At 29.8% G+C, this 18,786-nt stretch carries 15 protein-coding genes; 6 read left to right on the forward strand and 9 right to left on the reverse strand.

Going from position 1 to position 18,786, the window contains the following annotated elements:
• Positions 1–101 precede the first annotated feature (101 nt).
• The 5 genes from VLB80_01470 to VLB80_01490 form a co-directional block, all read right to left on the reverse strand.
• Positions 102–389 (reverse strand): DUF6496 domain-containing protein, encoded by a 288-nt coding sequence (locus VLB80_01470; protein HSC24871.1) that lies wholly within the window; start codon positions 387–389, stop codon positions 102–104.
• Between the two features lie 256 nt (positions 390–645).
• On the reverse strand, positions 646–1,413 hold the full coding sequence (gene thyX, locus VLB80_01475; protein ID HSC24872.1) for an FAD-dependent thymidylate synthase: 768 nt from the start codon (positions 1,411–1,413) through the stop codon (positions 646–648).
• Between the two features lie 12 nt (positions 1,414–1,425).
• On the reverse strand, positions 1,426–2,544 hold the full coding sequence (ftsW, locus tag VLB80_01480; protein ID HSC24873.1) for a putative lipid II flippase FtsW: 1,119 nt from the start codon (positions 2,542–2,544) through the stop codon (positions 1,426–1,428).
• A gap of 76 nt (positions 2,545–2,620) precedes the next feature.
• On the reverse strand, positions 2,621–4,003 hold the full coding sequence (murD, locus tag VLB80_01485) for a UDP-N-acetylmuramoyl-L-alanine--D-glutamate ligase (GenBank protein ID HSC24874.1): 1,383 nt from the start codon (positions 4,001–4,003) through the stop codon (positions 2,621–2,623).
• Positions 4,000–5,031 carry a C2H2-type zinc finger protein gene (locus VLB80_01490; GenBank protein ID HSC24875.1) on the reverse strand — a complete coding sequence of 344 codons (1,032 nt, stop codon included), beginning with the start codon at positions 5,029–5,031 and terminating at the stop codon, positions 4,000–4,002. The genes murD and VLB80_01490 overlap by 4 nt, the downstream gene beginning before the upstream one ends.
• Positions 5,032–5,185: 154 nt before the next feature.
• Between VLB80_01490 and VLB80_01495 the strand changes: the two genes are divergently transcribed.
• The 4 genes from VLB80_01495 to VLB80_01510 all read left to right on the forward strand — a co-directional run bounded on the left by VLB80_01495 (position 5,186) and on the right by VLB80_01510 (position 9,667).
• Complete coding sequence (locus tag VLB80_01495; protein ID HSC24876.1) at positions 5,186–6,112, forward strand: tyrosine-type recombinase/integrase; 927 nt, start codon at positions 5,186–5,188, stop codon at positions 6,110–6,112.
• Between the two features lie 151 nt (positions 6,113–6,263).
• The gene (locus VLB80_01500) at positions 6,264–6,842 is read left to right on the forward strand and encodes a hypothetical protein (GenBank protein ID HSC24877.1); all 579 of its coding nucleotides are present in this window, start codon (positions 6,264–6,266) and stop codon (positions 6,840–6,842) included.
• A gap of 3 nt (positions 6,843–6,845) precedes the next feature.
• Entirely contained in the window at positions 6,846–7,499 is a 654-nt protein-coding gene (locus VLB80_01505; protein HSC24878.1) for a hypothetical protein, read from the forward strand.
• Entirely contained in the window at positions 7,496–9,667 is a 2,172-nt protein-coding gene (locus VLB80_01510) for an ankyrin repeat domain-containing protein (protein HSC24879.1), read from the forward strand. Before VLB80_01505 ends, VLB80_01510 begins: the two co-directional genes overlap by 4 nt.
• 13 nt (positions 9,668–9,680) lie before the next feature.
• Here VLB80_01510 and VLB80_01515 read toward each other — a convergent pair whose 3' ends face one another.
• Together VLB80_01515 and VLB80_01520 are read right to left on the reverse strand one after the other, a co-directional pair.
• Positions 9,681–11,750, reverse strand: coding sequence for a hypothetical protein (locus tag VLB80_01515; protein ID HSC24880.1), 2,070 nt, complete (start codon positions 11,748–11,750; stop codon positions 9,681–9,683).
• Between the two features lie 464 nt (positions 11,751–12,214).
• Positions 12,215–13,336 (reverse strand): hypothetical protein, encoded by a 1,122-nt coding sequence (locus VLB80_01520; GenBank protein HSC24881.1) that lies wholly within the window; start codon positions 13,334–13,336, stop codon positions 12,215–12,217.
• Positions 13,337–13,585: 249 nt separating this feature from the next.
• Here VLB80_01520 and VLB80_01525 point away from each other — a divergent pair, with 249 nt between their 5' ends.
• Positions 13,586–13,783, forward strand: coding sequence for a DUF1328 domain-containing protein (locus VLB80_01525; protein HSC24882.1), 198 nt, complete (start codon positions 13,586–13,588; stop codon positions 13,781–13,783).
• Positions 13,784–14,004: 221 nt separating this feature from the next.
• Entirely contained in the window at positions 14,005–16,830 is a 2,826-nt protein-coding gene (gene ileS / locus VLB80_01530) for an isoleucine--tRNA ligase (GenBank protein ID HSC24883.1), read from the forward strand.
• Between the two features lie 77 nt (positions 16,831–16,907).
• Here the strand turns inward: ileS and VLB80_01535 are convergent, their stop codons facing one another.
• Both VLB80_01535 and VLB80_01540 read right to left on the reverse strand, forming a co-directional pair.
• Positions 16,908–18,065: a WD40 repeat domain-containing protein gene (locus VLB80_01535; GenBank protein HSC24884.1), complete on the reverse strand. Its 1,158-nt coding sequence runs from the start codon at positions 18,063–18,065 to the stop codon at positions 16,908–16,910.
• Positions 18,066–18,208: 143 nt separating this feature from the next.
• Positions 18,209–18,786: hypothetical protein (locus VLB80_01540; GenBank protein ID HSC24885.1), on the reverse strand; the 578-nt coding region annotated here is incomplete at its 5' end.

The following is an 18,786-nucleotide window of genomic DNA, read 5'->3' on the forward strand; positions in this document are numbered from 1 at the left end:
GTGAGAAAGAATAGTTTTTCTCACCTTTTATTTTTTTTTATCGCTGTCGCATAACGGATAAGTTTTGTAAAAAAAATTATCAGAAACTCAATAAAGGAAAATTATTCTTTAGATGCCTTATTCGGAACTTTCGCGCCTTTTGCTCGTGCTTTTGATAAACCAATTGCAATAGCTTGTTCACGTGATTTAACCGGTGTACCAGCTTTACCTGATTTTGCGGTTCCTTCTTTAAATTTATGCATTTCTTTTGCAACCGATTTCTGGCTTGAAGGGCTATATTTTCTTTCCGTGGTACTCTTTTTGCTTGTCTCTTTTGTACCTGTATTTTTTGTATGTTTTTTTGTAGCAGTGGTTCTTTTGGTATGTTTAGTAGCAGCTTTAGTTGTCATTACGTCTCCTTTTTAGGTATATGTATTTATATATAATATTATTTTATCATTTGACTATATAGAAAAACAATAATTTTTTTTCAATATGAAACATTTTACATAAAAAAAGGTTATATAGTAAGTTTTTAATCGCTAATATAAAAACATGATAAATAAGCAATTATATCTAGTACAAGAAGCTTCAGAAAGTCCTGTATATTATGTATTTGATGAAGAAAATAATAGTTTTGTATGTCAAAAGTTAAAACTCAATAAATTACTCAATCGCAGAAGTAAAGTTTTTTGTAAATAAATCTTCTTCAATTTCCAACTCTGCAGAATGTATTCGTTTCCATTCGCCAAGAGAAATAGGAAAGTGAGGGAGAGCGAGTTTGAGTAATGTTTGTGCATACATTCTAATTTCATATTGTGCGCCAGCATGAAGGCGTAATTTCAAAAAATGCATAAGAGAATGAAGGTTACAGGTAAAAATAAATTCTGTGTATGTACATAACGGTAGCACGCTACGTGCAATTTCTCTCCCAATACCATTTTCGAGTAAATATTCATATGCCTTAACGCTATGTTCAATTGATTCCTTAAATTTTTGAGTAAATTCTGCATTATCAAAAGAACCAATAGAAGCTTGTTTATTTTTAGTATCTTGTGAGCGCCATTTTGGAGGAATGTAAAATTCTAGAGATGCTTTTACATAACGATAACTAATTTCATTATATGAATTCATTCGATGGCGCATCCATTGACGTGCAACAAAAATAGGTGCTTTTATACGAAAAGAAAATTGATTATGCTCAAAAGGACTTGTATGATTATGTTCCATTAAAAAGCTAATCAATTTTTTATCGCGTTCGCTTACTTCTGATGAAGTTTTACCATATGAAACGCGCGCAGCATTAACAACGTCAAGATCAGAACCGGAGACACGAATTAGTTCAACTGTACTAATAGTATCATTAAGCGGATCAATGTAAGTCTGATGGAGAGGAATATTATTTATAATACATGATTGTTCTCTATGTTCCATGTATAAGCTGCCTTATTGTGATGAAGTTGTATTATTATGAACCATGTTCATAATAACACCGATCATAAAAAGATAACAGACCAAAGATGTATTTCCATAACTAATAAAAGGCATACCTATTCCCTTAGTGGGAGCTAGTCCTGTAACAACTGCCATGTTTATAATGGCTTGTAAATGTATAATAATTATGAAACCAAGTGTAACTAAAGTATTAAATATATTCCTAAATTGATGTGCAATGCGAATGCCAAAATAGAGTAAAAGTATAAAAAGCGTTAGTAAAAAAATACAGCCAATAAACCCTGTTTCTTCAGCAATAATTGAAAATATAAAATCAGTATGTTGCATAGGTAGATAGAAAAGTTTTTGCCGTGAATGTGCAATTCCTGTGCCAAGCCAACTTCCCGAACCAATAGCAATGAATGATTGAATTATTTGAAATCCAGCTCCTTTAGGATCTTGCCATGGATTTAAAAATGTTAAAATTCGTTGAAGGCGATAGGGCCAAAAAAGTATTAACAATAATGCCCCTAACGCCAATCCAAAAAGAGTTATTACAATATGTTTTATTTGAGTATGAGTGCAAAAAAATAAAATAATAGTTGTTAATAGCAATGTAATTGTTAGGCCAAATTCTGGTTGCTTAAGAAGTAGGATGCACATGGTGCTTATAAGAATGCAAAAAGAAGCAGCGTGCATAAATCCAATTTTTCCTTTTATTGTTTTTCTTTCTAGAAAGTAAGCTAAGTAAAAGAGCAATGTTATTTTAAGTAATTCACTGGGTTGAAAAGAAAAACCCATGATAGAAATCCATCTACTGGAGCCATGAATAGTACGAGATAATGATGGTAGCAATGTTAAGGAAACCAAGAACAGTGAACAGATAAATGAAAAAGTTGCCATTTTTCTTATAAAATTGATTGGTAGATTTAGTCCAATGTACAATGCAAACATTCCAATGCATAAAGCTTGTAATTGACGTTTTACAAAAAAAAAGGATGTTCCAAATGTTTCAAGTGCATAAACAGAACTTGAGGAATAAACAAATAAACAGCCTATAAGAATTAGTGTTGCAATAATGGTAAGAAAAACATTTAAATCTGAAGATAATGACGACTTTTTTGAAAGCATATATGAGACTTTTTTAAAGAATTGATACACCAATATAAATATACTTTTAAGTTATTGTAGTATACAAGTAGATTTATCAAGATGAATGTTTTTGTATATAATGCGCAATGAGCTCTTTAAAATGTTTTCCACGTTGTTCATAGTTTTCATATAAGTCATAACTGCTTCCTGAAGGAGAAAGTAATACACAATCTCCTGGTTGTAACATAGCGCTACATGAAGTAAATGCCTCATTAAGTGTGGTAAAAGGTGTCGCGGAAATTTCAAATTTACTACACATTGCATGTAATAAATTTGACTCTTTACCGAAACAATAGATATGTTTTACGTTATTTTTCAGTTGTGCAATAAATGGTTCACGATCGACGCCTTTACTTAATCCGCCTAAAAACAAATGAAGTTGAGAATTTTTTAATTTTTGAACTGCGGCAAGGGTAGATGCAGTAGTGGTAGCCTTTGAATCATTATAAAAATTAATATTGTTGAAGCTATAAATTTTTTCAATACGATGTTCAGGTAGTAGCACAGTATGGGTAATTTTCTGTAATATTTGAGTATTTATCTTCATCATATCACATGCTGCTACAATAAGAAGTATGTTATCAATAAAAGAGAGACCGAGTAATTCAGGAGTTAATGATAGTAAAGACGTATGTATTCCATAGGTGTAACGCATGATAGTATTATTGGTAATATAGTAGACATGTTCATTTTTTTGTAAGTTTTGTAAATATTCGATAGTAGGACAAATAAGGGTAAAATATCCTCGTATATGGTGCGGTGAAGGAGGGTAAATTTTTTCACGTAACATACATGGCACAAGAGATGAAGTATTATTATTTTGATATTCAATAATTTTTTGTTTTGCCAATAAATAGTCTTGCTCTGATGGATGGTAATCAAGATGATTAGGGTAAAAATTTGTCCATATAGAAAATGCTGGTCTAAATTGAGCGCAATGCATAAGTTGAAAACTTGAAACTTCTAGCAGTGCATAATCAACACTATTTTGCTCCTTTATTATATCAAAGGTCGGAATTCCAATATTTCCACCAACAACAATAGGAATTGATGCTTGTTTAAAAAGTTCTGAAAGAATATGGATTATCGATGTTTTTCCTACACTTCCCGTAACTGCAATTATTGGTTTTTTAAAAGCTTGATAAAAAAAATCAAGTTCATGAATTAACTTATTTTTATGTGTCGCGTAACAAATTTCGCTTATGTTAATTCCTGGAGAAATAATAATGAAATCATTTAAAGAAAAAAAATTCTTTTGATCATGTTCATTGTATAAAGTAATATTCTTTTCTTGTAAAATAGTTCTTTCCTGTTTTGTTAAACTGCGCTTATCCATCACACTTAATTGATAATTTTTACTATATAAATAATCTATTGCTGATTTACCCATCACCCCGAAGCCCCATATACCAATTCGTTTGTTTTTTTCTAATATCATTTTTGTTCTATTTCTTTAAATAAAGGTTCTAATGGCAATGTATGATCCATAAATGGGTTTTTTTGAGTTGAGGCAATAGATTGTGGTATATCCAGCTGAGATTGGCATGGTGATAGTTGTTGAGTGATAAGGTCTAATGGTGATGTATGACCCATAAATGGGTTTTTTTGAGTTGATGCAATAGATTGTGGTATACCCTGTTGAGATTGGAATGCTAATAGTTGTTGAATGATAAGGTTTAATGGTAATGTAAAAAATATTTTTGGAATAGATGCGCTTTGTGGAGGTTGAATATTAGGGTTTTGTATTTGAACTTTATTGTTTAATGTAGGTATTTGTTTTTTTTCGTGATTTTCCTGTATATGTTCTCTTAGATATATATTTGTAATAAATTTTTCATTACAATAAATGCATGGATAAGGATCTTCTTTCGTGTGTGTTTTCTTATGAAAGGTAAGATTTGAAGATGTGGTAAAATTTTTATTACAAAAGTTACATGAAAAATACTCTTTTTTTGTATGACTTTTCATGTGACTTTTAAGATAGTTCTTTCTATAAAAAATTTTATTGCAAGAAAGACATGGAAATGGCCTTTCTCCTGTATGAGTTCTCATGTGAATATTAAGATAAGCACTTGTAGTAAAAGATTTATCGCAACCAGAATGAGTGCACGCATAGGTTTCTTCATTGGTATGATCATCTCGTCTGTGTTCTATATAGCTATTTTGTGTAGCAAATGTTTTATTGCAGAAGGCACATATAAATAATTTTGGGTTTGTGTGTGTGGTTTTGTGTCGCGCAATGTTTTTTGTTGTAGCAAAACATTTACCGCAGTCATTACATACATATGGTTTTTTTTGAAGATGTTCTTTTGCTATGTGGTTTTTAAGGCGATTGTCGTCAGCAAAGCTTTTATTGCACTTTTTACATATTAAAGAAGCAATTTGTTGCATTAGTTTTCTTTTTTTTGGTGCGACTTCTTTTGTTCGTGTAGTAGATTTTTCTATTGAATCTAGAGAGCGTTTCATGGGATAAATTATAGTATATTGCACACATAAAAATAAAATTATACAAAAAAATTTTTTTAAAGTTACCTTATTCATTAATGTTCTCTTTATGTGATTAACTATATTTTTATAATACTGTCGAGTATTATGTAGAATATCACACAATAGGAGTAATATGAATATTCTACCAGACAATTTTAATATGGATGAGCTAATAAATCCCTTTATTACTGCTCAAGATATTTCTCTTAATTCACGCATCACATATTTTAATGCTATGCAGCAATTTGTACGTTGGTGTAGAGAAAAAAAGGTAGAAAAACCTCAGCGTGAAACAATTTTATCATATAAATTTTGGCTTGATACAAAAGGACTCAGTTCTTACACAAAAGCAATCTATATTGTTGTTATTCGTAGATTTTTTTTGTGGACGGAAGATGCGCAATTATATCCCAATGTTTCTCGTGGCGTTAGGGGAATAAAAAAATATGCAAAAAATCATCAAAAGGAATCATTGTCTATTGATTCTTTAAAGCAATTATTTGCTTCTATTGATTGCTCTAGCTTAAAGGGAAAACGTGATTTTGCACTAATTAATATTTTAGTGCGTACAGGGTTGCGGCTTAAAGAGATTGCATCAGCATTAATAGAAGATATGTATGATCAGCGAGGAGAGATGTCGCTGTGGATTCATGGAAAAGGACGTTCTAGTAAGGATGAATTTGTATTATTAACTCCTCAGACTCTTGTGTCATTGTATGATTATTTACAAGAACGTGTTGTTAAAAGTGAAAAAGAGCCTATTTTTATTTCATTAAGTGATCGTAATTATGGAAAAAAATTAACAATCTTTTCATTGTCACGTATTATCAAGCGACGTTTACGTGCGGCAGGATTTGATAGTAAGCGTATTACAGCGCATAGTTTACGACATACATTTGGTGTTCTTTCAATGCAAGCAGGAGCATCATTATATGAAGTTCAGCTTGCCATGCGACATAGTGCGCCAACAACGACTCAGTTATATCTCGGTGACATCGAACGAATAAAACGTTTAGAGGCGTCACCAGAGCGTAAGATGAGTGATTTGCTTGATACTTAAATATAAGAAATAGATAGAAGAAGGCATTTCAGGACCTTTTTAAATAAAAATTGTTATTTCTTGTTTTTGACTTCTTGTTTTTTTTATAATTGAAAATAATAAATTAACAATTTAATTATTCTTTTATATTTTTTAAAAAATAAAGGTGCTAATGAAGAAGATTTTTTGTGTGCTGGCTAGCTTAATTATGATAAGTAATTGGCTATCACTTTCTGGAATGATTGCTGTGGTTAAAAAAAAACCAAATTTAAGTAGGGCCGATTTAATTAGACCAACACGGTATCATCATTTACCAGGACAAGAACCGTTAATTAAGATGCCAAGGCTGAGTTTACAACAAGAAATTGAAATAAAGAAGGAAGCAGGTAAAAAGTTTCGACTTTGGGATCGCCTTCCATGGGCAAACAATTATTGGGCTTATCAAAAATGGCGTGAAGAATTATCTATAATGCAAAACAAATTTGGTTTGTTAGAGCAAAAATATTTAACGCTTAAAAAGAAATTGGCAAATGAATTTGTAAAGTTTATGAACACGCCCGGGATGGATTTAGAGAATATTTTCATATCTGGAGAACCTATACAAAAAATATTAGATGAGCACCGAAATCCAGATGATTATATCAAGTATATGTTAGAAAAAAGAAAAATATCTACGTTAGACGATTTTATAGAAAAATGGAGATTAGGGTCAAGGAAAAGGAAAAAAGAAATAGAAAATACAAGAGAATAAATTATGCATATATATTTGTTCTTTTCTAAGACTATATTATTATTATTATTTGTAACAAATTATTTTGTGACATATGGCATGTTATCGCGATCGTTTCAAAAAGTTCAGCGACCAGTTATTTCATCAATAAAACAAATGCCGGCAGGAACTTCTAGTGGTCAACAGAAGCGCACAATTTATACGCCTGAAAAATTATATGGATTATATGAACCTTTTTCTGAAAAAGCAAGATCAGTTTCACCGTTATATGGCGCAGCAAAGTATGAATCAAAAGTTTTAGAAAAAATGTATTCTATGGAATCGGAAACTTCAGCAATACAGTTGGTACAAGAACTTTTTCACAAACAGGGGCCGCAATTTAAACCAACAGAAAATAAATCGAAAGCTGCTTATTCATTAACGCCAGAGATAATTGGTTTAATCTTAGGAGCGTTAGAAAGTGGTAAATTGAATGATGAGGATGTAAGAAAATATATTTTTAATGAATGGCGCATTGCTCATAAAATACTGACTGATGGTAGTAAGTTATCTGATAATAAAATAAATAAGGTACTTAATTTGATTGTTAAAGAATATGAGCATGATAAAGAAAGTGCTCGTTCTATTGTGCTTGTTTTTTATATGCAAAAGCAGATCCGAGCAATGATCATGATATGATACACTATCTACAAGGTCTTGGTAGATATATGGAGATATTTAAAAATAGCAAAAAGTCGCATATAAAAAAGCAATCTAAAGAACCTAAAAATATAACTTTTCTTGAAAAATTACAAACAATGCTTCAATCATCAAAAAAACCTATTATTGATTTTAAAGAAAAAATAAAAAGCTTTCAGGATGAAGAAGCAAAGGTTAATTATGCATTATATGATAATTTTGAAGATGCATTAATTACTACGCTTGAAGAGTTAAAGAATGGTTCTGAATATTCTACCAAGATAATTCGAAGGCGTTATGGTTATCAAGGTCAATCAACACGTCCTAATTGTATCGAGGCAGCATTGCAAGATTTATGTAATAATTTGTTGTATGATCAGAATTCGGGATCATTTAAGTTATCCTTGTTGCCAGCATCATTACATATTAATGATATGTTCAAAAAGTTTTATGAAACTTACAGCATAGATAATTTGGCGAATACTCCAGATGTCGGCCAGGCATTTATGGATTTGGTATCAAATATTACGGGTGTGATCTATAGAGATGATAAGAACTATGAATTAAAAGCCGAATCAACGGAAAACAACCTGATTACTTTATTTAACTACTTTTTTGGGATTGATGCACAAAATTTGTATGATCTTGGAACAATGCTTTCCGATGATCGTAGGATCATTACATTTCAATCTTCACCAGATAATACAAATAATACAAATAAAATTATTACCGTAACAATAAAAAATAATCAAACAAAAAAAGAAAAAAATATGAATTTATGTTTTAAGCCAATGCATGGATGGTTAGACTGTCCAGATAGAGATCACAGAAGCTTAGAGCATCAATCACTACTCGATTTAGATTTATTATCAAAAAAATATAATTTAAGCAGTGAAGCGCAAGCGTTATTTAGCGTTCAACCAATAAAAGTATCTAATTTTATTCGTAAATATTCTGGCACAATGTTGGCGTCTAAAATGTATAGCGTAGAGCAAAAAAATGATTATGATAAGATTCGTACAATACTATCGATAGTAAGTCTTTATCCAGATAATACAGAGCTTGTTGATTATGCATATAGTTTATATAATCAATTATCGGATTCTAACAAGAAAATATCCTTTAAGGATATTTTTGAGTCTAAAGTATGGTATACGCATGAAAAATTTAAAAAAATAATTGTAGGTGATCTTAAGGATCTTGTAGATTACATTTCAAAAGATTTTAATATAAATATTGTAAGTGAAATTTATTCTCATCTCCCTGATGAATCATCAAAACAAGTTTTTTTAGCAGAAATATTAATAGAATATGGAAGAAATGAAAAAATTATCAACGATGATACTATAGAACAGTTTTATCAATTAGTTACTGATGATGCTGGAAAGAAAAATTTTCTTATCGATAGTATTGTTAATGTAACTCTCGCTTCAAGATATGATATTGATAGTTTGAAGTTAGTGAAAGAGTTAGTAAGCATAGGGGGCGACGTCAATTCTACTTCGACTAAAACAGGAATAACTCCGCTTATTGCTGCGGTCATGCCAAAAGCGCATGTATCAAGAGGTGCCCAATTCCATTATGGTTCGCTTGTTGAATTATTAATAGAATCTGGAGCAGATGTAAATAAAATGGTAACTATTAATTTTACTTCTGGAATGTCTGGTAACGAGCAAGTAGCAGCAATTCATTACGCAGCACTTAATGACTATGCAAGTGCTGTTCGTCTTTTGGCAAAATATGGAGTAGATCTGAATATGTATTGTTATAGACATTATCTCGATGTCGATGTAAGAAAAACTCCATTGGGTTTTGCTGATAATGACTCGATGCTCGCATTATTAGAAAATGGAGCAGATCCAAATATGTCTTCAGATATTGAAGTATGGAAATTTTCAGAAAAAAATATACCTGAGGTAGCGGGAAAAATTGTTAGCTATCCGTTGATTAATGCTGTTCGTGCTCATGATGTTAAAAAAGTTAAAGCTTTATTGGCATATAACGCAGACATTAATGTCATTGATGGTAATGGTAAAACTGTTTTTGATTATTTAAAAGAATCAAAAGGGCAGCTTACAAGTGATCAGTTACCGTTAATTAGGTCAATGTTAGAAAAGGCGTCTGGAATATCACATTTTATGACACCAGACCAGCGCAATAAGGAATAAAAGAATCGGTAAATTAGGATGCTTGTTGAAGAATTTCCCGTTCTAAAGGATTAAAAATATAAGGATAATTTAGACTATCATTGGTTGTTGGTAGATTAAATATTTTATGTGATTCTTCATAGGTTAATTTGAAATTATTTAAGAAATCAGTTCTGATGAGCTGGTATTTTTGCATTTTAGTGTGTGTTTTTATTTTTATTGTATTATAAGTAGTAATATAGGTTTGTAATAGGTTTGTTTCTTCGTTTATTTCTCTAGTATTAATAATTTTTCTCCAGATATAAAACCAACTAATAGTGTCATTTTCCTTTTTAAGGTTCTGTATGTTTACGTATAAAGTGTTAATATTTTTTATAACTTCAGGCCAGGTTTGTGGTAGATATGTTTGTGTTTTTTGATATTTTTTATATTTTTTTTTATATTTTGTTTCTAAGTCTAGATGAGCTTGGGTCATGCTTTTTAAGCATTCTTTTATATTATTTTTGTAATTGCTTATTTCTACATTAATATAATTAATTTGTTCGCTTAATTCTTTATTATTAATATCAATATTTGATGATGCTTGATGAAAGTTCTCTATAGTAGATATATTTTGTATGTTATACCAAGGAGATAGCGAAACAAAAAATTCTTTGGTAATATCTAAACATGATTTTAGGATAACGTTATTTGATTTTTGTTCTTTTTGGTGAAGAATTATATCTTTGCATATGCTGTTTTTGTTGCTTTCTATAACGCGTAGTTGTGATGTTAACTCTTTTTGTTTTTTGACTAAATCATTTTTTTCAATTAATAAAAAGTAAATATCAATAAAATCTGCATCAGCTTTAGGTTTTTCTTGATGTATTATTGTAGTATTTTTTTGCAAGCTATCGATAACAGTTTGATATTGTCGATTATATTGTTGTAGCGTCTTAAATGATCCGGTGTGAGATGTGTACAAGGATTCTAATAGTTCTATAAAGTAGTATGTTTGAAGATTATTAGAATATGTAATAAGGTTTTGTTCATCTTGATTTTCAATAATTACATCTAAAATATTTTTGATAATTGGGTTTTCTAAAAAGTTATGTATATTTGAAGCAAGAAATCGGATTAGTTGTCTATCATGTAGTGCTTTTATTATTGGAAAAATAGTTGTTTTTATTTCATTATATTTTTTTTCTCCATATGCATAACTAATAAGTTCTTGAATGATTCGATTATTGTTGTTTGCAGCCCAACCACACAATCTTTCCGAAAAAGGCATTGATGTAATTGTTTTCGTTACGGTGGAAATTGTAGAAATAATTTTTTTTGATGAAGAGGATGGTTTATTTTTAACTTTTTCCTGTAGTATTTTTTTTTGATCAAAAAGTACTTGTATCTTTTTTTTTAGTGACTCAAGAGAATTATTTTTTGTGATATCATTTTTTGGGATGTAATCATTTATAGCGGAAAGAAATGATATTATTATTGGTTCTATGCAAGAAGACATTCGCGATGTCACTGTTTCATTGTTGTTTATGGATGTACTAGGAGAGGGTTTATTAATTGGTAATTCAAGTTTAAATATTGATAAAAACATGTTATAGGTAATTAAAATATCATATAAGTTAGATTTAAAAATGTTTTGATCAATGTGTTTATTGATCATTTCTAGTTGACAGTTAAGATTAGTAAAAAAAAGTAAAATTTCGTTAATAATATTAGTTACGGTGTTAGCGTTTTCATCTTGCGATAGTTGGGGAATTATTGTGCTATTAATAAAATTATTTGTTGTTTCATTTCCATAATATGTAAGCGTTTCAAACAGACCTTTTATTTTACTTTGTTTAAATTTATATAGATTTGTGATTTCACACTTTAATCTATCTATATAGATTTTACTTTGAATAATTTTTTCTTGAGATTCGTGGTTGTTGTTTGATAGATATGCGTCTAAAAGATGAATATTGATTTGATGTGTATAACGAATAATATGGTTGTTATAAAGGTTATAATTATATTCAGTGTTAAGTTGTTCCATGCTTAATATAATTGATACCAAAGATATTGTGCTAATAAAAAAAAATAATATATATTTTTTACCGCTTTGAATCATAAGTGTTTCATTTAGATGCGTATTTTAATAATTTTTAGTTATTACAGAAGTTTATCATAAATTATATATAATAAAATAATTTTGTTTGCGTTGCGCCTTGTTTTTTACGAAAATTATTTTTTATTTTTATTAAATATATAAAAAATTTCTAATTTTATATATTTAATAAAAATAAGTATGTATTGATTAAAATATCGTGTTGTTTTATACGTTTCCAAACACAATACATTCATAAGGAATGGTTAAAAATCTTGCAAATTTGAACCGTTTTTGTTTGACATAGTCAAGTCATTGATTAGGTCGCATTGTTTATATACAAAAAATAATAAGAGTGAGTGTTTTATTATTTCTATGTTAAAAAATTTAAGTTTGTTGACATAGAAATAATAAAAAACGGCCTATAAATAATTTTTTGATATAAGAATAATATTTGTAATGATGAATACAGGATACAAGCTTCTTTTTTATACAAAGCGCTGTTTTTGAATTTCATCAAATACAGGATTAATATAGGATAATCTGAGTTCTTGTAATTCCGAACTATTAATTTTTAACCACGGAAAAGAAGCGTTTGAATTAAACATATTTTTTAGATCCGACAAAACTTGCTGTTGTTCTGTGGATTTATATGCATCAAGATAGCCTTCTATAAAATTTTTAAATGCAAGATCATGCCATACCTTTAAATCAACACCTTTTATTATATCCTTTCGTTCAGCAGGTTCACTTGCAGAAAAAAGACCTAAAAACAATTTTAATATATCATCATCGGGAGTTATTAAATTTTTTAATGAAGCAGCCATGCTTTCATTATCAATGAAAGTAAAATGACCACCAATCTCATCATAAAAAACATTAAAACAATGAAAATCACCATGAGGAATTGTTTTACCAATTTTTGCATTTTGTATTGGTTTCATAAAGCGTTTGTGAAAATTAGCCATTTCTGTGCCAAGTATTTTATATGCACGTTTAATTCTTTCAGCATTTTGTTTTGATTGGTTATTACGAAATTCATTCACCAATTCGCATAATACTTTACCTTTTGCTGCAGGCATCGCAGCTATATAATGAACACCATATCCATTCGCGCCTGAATATGAAAAATAAGCTAATGGTAACGCAATGCTAGGAAGACCTTTTGGTGGTATTTTTGGAGCAAGCAGCTCTTTCATACCAGGATATTTTTCTATAGCTTTAAGACTAGTAGCTTCAGCTAATCCATTTTTAGCCTCTTTAACAATGTACATAGAAGCTGGACCAGAACGACATGTTGCTGTTACCAAAAAAAGCTGTAATGTATTAAAACTACCTTGGGCATTCATTTTTTTTGCTTTTAGGCATGTTTCGTTACGAAAGTTTTCATCATTAAGTTTTTTCTCATGATAAGCTTGCGCTAAAAATTTAGGCAATGATTGCTCTGTAAAACCTCCATCATATTCAAGTAATGATTGGTCAAATGTGATTTTTGGTATGTCATTTAATTTTTCTCCTAATATATTTGAAAAGTAAGACGAAAAACTTATCGTAACAATAATGTAATATATCTTGACCAATAATGGTATTTTTTTAAATAATTTCTTCATTGTAATATCCATGTCTTTTAGTTAAATTCTTTTATTAAAAATAGTTAAAATAAGACAACAAAGTCAACAAAAAATCTTAGCATGTCTTTTATAAATGTCGCATAATTTAATAGGAAATTTTTTATAGTAAAAATACAAATCTCTTATAGGTTTTCACAAAAAAATTTAAATCATACAAAACTATATACAAGTTTCTTTTCAGCTTTGTATGATTTAAAATAATATAATTTTTTTATAAAAAGGATATTTATGATACGGTGGATTATAACTTTTTTAATTCTTTCAATTATTGCTGGAGTTCTAGGCTTTGCTGGTATAGAAGGAATGTCATTAGATATTGCAAAGATACTTTTCTTCATATTTGTTATTTCATTAATTATATCATGTATAACTTATATTTTCCGTGGCAAACCACGTCCACCAGTACCACCTATAGATAGACCATAAAAAAATATCTCAAATGATTTATAGTAAAAAACACTTTTCAATTTAAATTGAAAAGTGTTTTTTACTATAACGATATTTATAATCTCTCTTACTTTATAGGTAAAATACGAATAAAACTTGGCAATTTATTATATAAAATATATTAGGTGCTTCATTTTTGTTTGTTTTATGAAAAAATTATATACTGTCTTTATAAATAATTTTTATAAAGGACTATAATAATGGCTGAAGAAATAAATCAAAAAAAAAGTTTTAAAGATACACTTAATCTTCCTCACACTGATTTCCCCATTCGTTCAAATTATAAAAAAACTGATGCAACAATGCTTAAACGGTGGGAAAATGAAAACCTTAATAATCGCTCATTTGAACATAATAAAGGAGAGGAAAAGTTTATTTTGCATGATGGACCTCCTTATGCAAATGGGCATATTCATATTGGCCATGCGTATAATAAAATATTAAAAGATATTGTCTGTAAATCACAACGTATGATGGGAAAGCATGTTCCCGTTACACCTGGATGGGATTGCCATGGATTACCAATTGAATATGCAGTAAACAAAGAAAATCCTCAAGTAAAAGGCGCTGATTTAAAAAAAGAATGTCGCGCATATGCTAATAAATGGATTGCTATTCAAAAATATGAATTTAAACAACTTGGCGTTCTTATGGATTGGGAAAATCCTTACCTAACGATGAATTTTAAATATGAAGCATATACGCTTAATGCATTTGGAATATTGGTAGAAAAAGGTTACATAGAACGAAAAAATAAAACAGTTCCTTGGTGTATTTCATGTCAAACAGTACTTGCATCAGCAGAAATTGAATATCAGGATCGTAAAGATCCTTCTCTATATGTTCTTTTTGAATTGCAAGAAAATGTTAGTCAAGCATTATTCCCTCAATTAAGTAATAAGCCAATAAGCTTACTCGTTTGGACAACAACACCATGGACGTTACCCCTTAATCGTGCAGTCGCATTAAAACCAAACACTGATTATGTAGTACTAGAAACAGAAAATAACTTTATTATTGTTGGTAAATCACGATTAGATGAAATTGCACAACTATTAAATATTTCAAATAATAGTATTGCCGAATGTAATTCAGAGGAATTAATTGCAGTCGATGCACAGGTTAAACACCCTTTTATTAACAACCTTTATACACCAATTCTTGTTGATGATTCTGTTATGACTGATGACGGAACCGCCTGTGTACACATTGCTCCAGGGGTTGGTCCTATTGATTATGAAATTGGAATCAAAAACAACTTAGAAATTTATTCACCAATTAGTCCTGATGGTCATTACACAAATAGTATTAATGCAATAGAATTAATAGAAATGTCTATTGCGCATGCACAGGGTTGGATTATTCAAAAATTACTGGATAATCAAAAATTATTAGTAAAATCAAGTATTAAGCATTCATATCCTCATTGTTGGCGTTGTCGTAATGGACTAATATTTCGCGCAACAAAACAATGGTTTTGTGATCTATCTCGCAATAATCTTAAAGAAAAAGCATGTGAGGCTATTGAACGTATTACCATGCTTCCTGCAGTTTCTCATAATCGTTTTGCAAGTACAATTGATGGAAGGTTAGAATGGTGTATTTCTCGCCAACGTACATGGGGAGTACCAATTACCGCGCTTATTTGTGATAATTGCGATTATACCTATATTAATAAAGACTTTATTGATGATATAGCTAATAATATAGCAAAAAAAGGTATTGAGTACTGGGATACTATTGTATTAGAAAAGATAATCCCTACTTCATTAATCTGCCCACAATGCGCACATTGTTTAAGAAAAGAAACTGATATTCTTGATGTATGGTTTGATTCAGGAATAAGCCATTATGCAGTTCTACAAAAAAATTCTGCATTGCAATATCCTGCAGATATATATATTGAAGGTAAAGATCAGCATCGTGGATGGTTTCAAAGTTCTTTATTAACGAGTATGGCAATTGAACAAACGCCAAGTATGAAGACTATTATTACTCATGGCTTTACTGTGGATGAACAGGGACGTAAAATGTCTAAATCCTTGGGAAATGTTGTATCACCGCAAGAAGTTATTGATCAATTAGGTACTGATGGACTGCGTTTATGGGTAGCAAGTGTTGATATTACGGGTGATGCGATTGTATCTAAAAAATTACTGCAAAATATTCAAGAAGTATTAAGAAGGATTAGAAACACATGTCGTTTCTTACTTTCCAATATTAATGATTTTACTATTACCTCTGATGCGATTTCTGTAGAAAAAATGAATTCAATTGATCGGTATGCACTACAAGAATTATCTATATTACACGAAGAAGTTATGCATGCATATGTTGATTATAATTTTACACGAGTATTTCATTTACTTGGCAATTATTGTACCGTTAATTTAAGTGCTTTTTACTTAGATATTATTAAAGATAGATTATATGTTGAAAAAAAAGATGGTTTTCAAAGAAGATCTGCTCAAACAGTTTGCTATTACATACTTGATGCATTAACTAAACTCATGGCGCCAATTTTATCTTTCACAGCAGAGCAAATTTCTGATGAATATCAAAAAAATAAAACTGATTCAATTCACTTACAATCATTTCCTGTTTTGCACAATAAAATTACATCTCAACAAAATCAGGAAAACAGTTGGGAAATACTTAAAGATATTCGTTCCGCAATCTTGAAGGCAATTGAATTGCAACGTGAAAAACAAATAGTAAAACATTCATTAGAAGCCAGAATAACCTTATATATTGATTCTACTGCTGATTTTTTTGATACAATAAATAATTTTTTTATGGACATGAATAAACGAGGCGAAAGTACTGAAAGTTTTTTAAAAGAAATTTTAATAGTTTCACAATGTGTTATACAGTCTGATAATAATAATGTACAGGAGACAGAATTAAAAGGACTTTATGCATCTGTTGAGCATGCTCACGGTGTTAAATGTCCTCGCTGTTGGCAATGGGATATCACCACAGATTCTGATGATTTATGCAGGCGATGTGAAAAAATCGTTAAATAATATTGATACATAAACGAATAAGACTTACTTGAATCAAGTAAGTCTTATTCGTGTCTAAACAGTCTGTTTTAGTGAAGTTACAATGCAAACGTTTTCCATAAAATATTACCACAATATGACATAATATCTTCTGGTAAATTTGCTTCTTTTATCAATTGATGCAGTATAAATAAAAGATATTGACATTTTTTTTCATTATATATCTTTGCCTCTACCGCAAAAGGAACTGGTGCACGCACACATTTACCTTCTAATACAATGATTATTTCTAACCCATCAGGAGAAAAAGATAAATCATAACCACGATCAAAATCTAACGCTGGCATACTATCAATAAATCTTTGTGTTTTAATATCCCAAAAATTTACAACCTGTTTTGTTCTAACATGCAATAATAGTGGTTCATAGCGAGATAATGTTGCTAAAACTAAATTATTTGGATGAAATGCTATATTACAATAGCGTTCATTTCCTTCAGCTTCTAAGCATGGGTATGCGTTAGTATTTATATTTTGATCTATAATAAAAAGTTTTTTGCCCCCACCAACTACAATATAAGACCCGTCGGGACTATATTGACAAAAATTACAACGCAATTTAGGCAAAGGAATAGTGTTAAATTTTGATAATGTATCATCTAATTTATGCAAAGAAATGTTTCCTTCATGATCTGCGATACACATAATTTCTTCCTTTGGATGTTTCGATATAATATAGCAACAACTACCCAAAATAGAAATGTCTACCGTATCATTTGTTATATAATTGTACTTTGTTATTACGTCAGCTCCTCCATCATAACAGAGACCATAACAGAGAAAAATATTACTAGATAAATCACAAGCAAAAGATTGAATCAATTGCTTTACTGGTATAGACCGCTCTTGCAAGCCTGTCTCTGCATTATATATAGTTAGTCTTTTACCGAGCGAATTAATTATTTTTTTATTATGAATTTGTAAACATGGAATCACTGTATATCTAGAATTATCACAAAAATTACTTATATGTTGTATCTTTTCTTTTTTCAAATCTATAAAAGTACATCCATACTCATTCAAACCCTCACTAGTAATAACAATGGTTTCATTTGTGATATATTTCGCACACAATGGGTCTTCCACTGCAGTTATTTCAAGAAATTTATCTAAAGAATTATTCTCACTGTTCATTGCATCAGATAGGGTTGTTATTGAAAAACAAATTATAACGAAAAGAAGTTGATTATATTTCATATTTTTTCTTACTGTTTTTGTGTTCAAAATTTACTATTCTCATTAAGATGATAAAGAAAATATTACCACAATATGACATAATGTCTTCTGGTAATCTTGCTTCTTCTATCATTAATGTTTTAAACAGTTTGTTTTTAGTGAAGTTACAATGCAAACGTCTTTAATAAAATATTACCGCAATATAACATAACATCTTCTGGCAATTTTGCATCTTCTATTAATTGATGCAGTATAAATAAAAGATATTGACATATTTTTTCATTTACCGCAGAAGGAACTGGTGCACGCACACATTTACCTTCTAATACAATGACCATTTCTAACCCGTCAGGAGAAAAAGATAAATCACGACCACAACTAGATTTTAACACTGGCATGTTAGCAATAATAAATTTTTGTGTTTTAATATCCCAATAATGTACAATCTGTTGTTTGTAAACACATAATCGTGACAACGATACAGTCTTCTCAGATAATATTGCTAAAATTAAATTATTTGGATGAAATGCTATATTACAATAAATTTCATCGTCTTTATTTTCTAAGCATTTGTATGAATATGCATCAGTATCTATAATAAAAAGTTTTTTGTCCCCACCAGCTACAATATAAGACCCGTCGGGACTATATTGACAAAAATAACAACGCAATTTAGGCAAAGAAATAGTGTTAAATTTTGATAATGTATCATCTAATTTATGCAAAGAAATGTTTCCTTCAT

This window comes from Candidatus Babeliales bacterium, from assembly GCA_035455925.1.
Lineage (GTDB): Bacteria > Babelota > Babeliae > Babelales > Vermiphilaceae > SOIL31.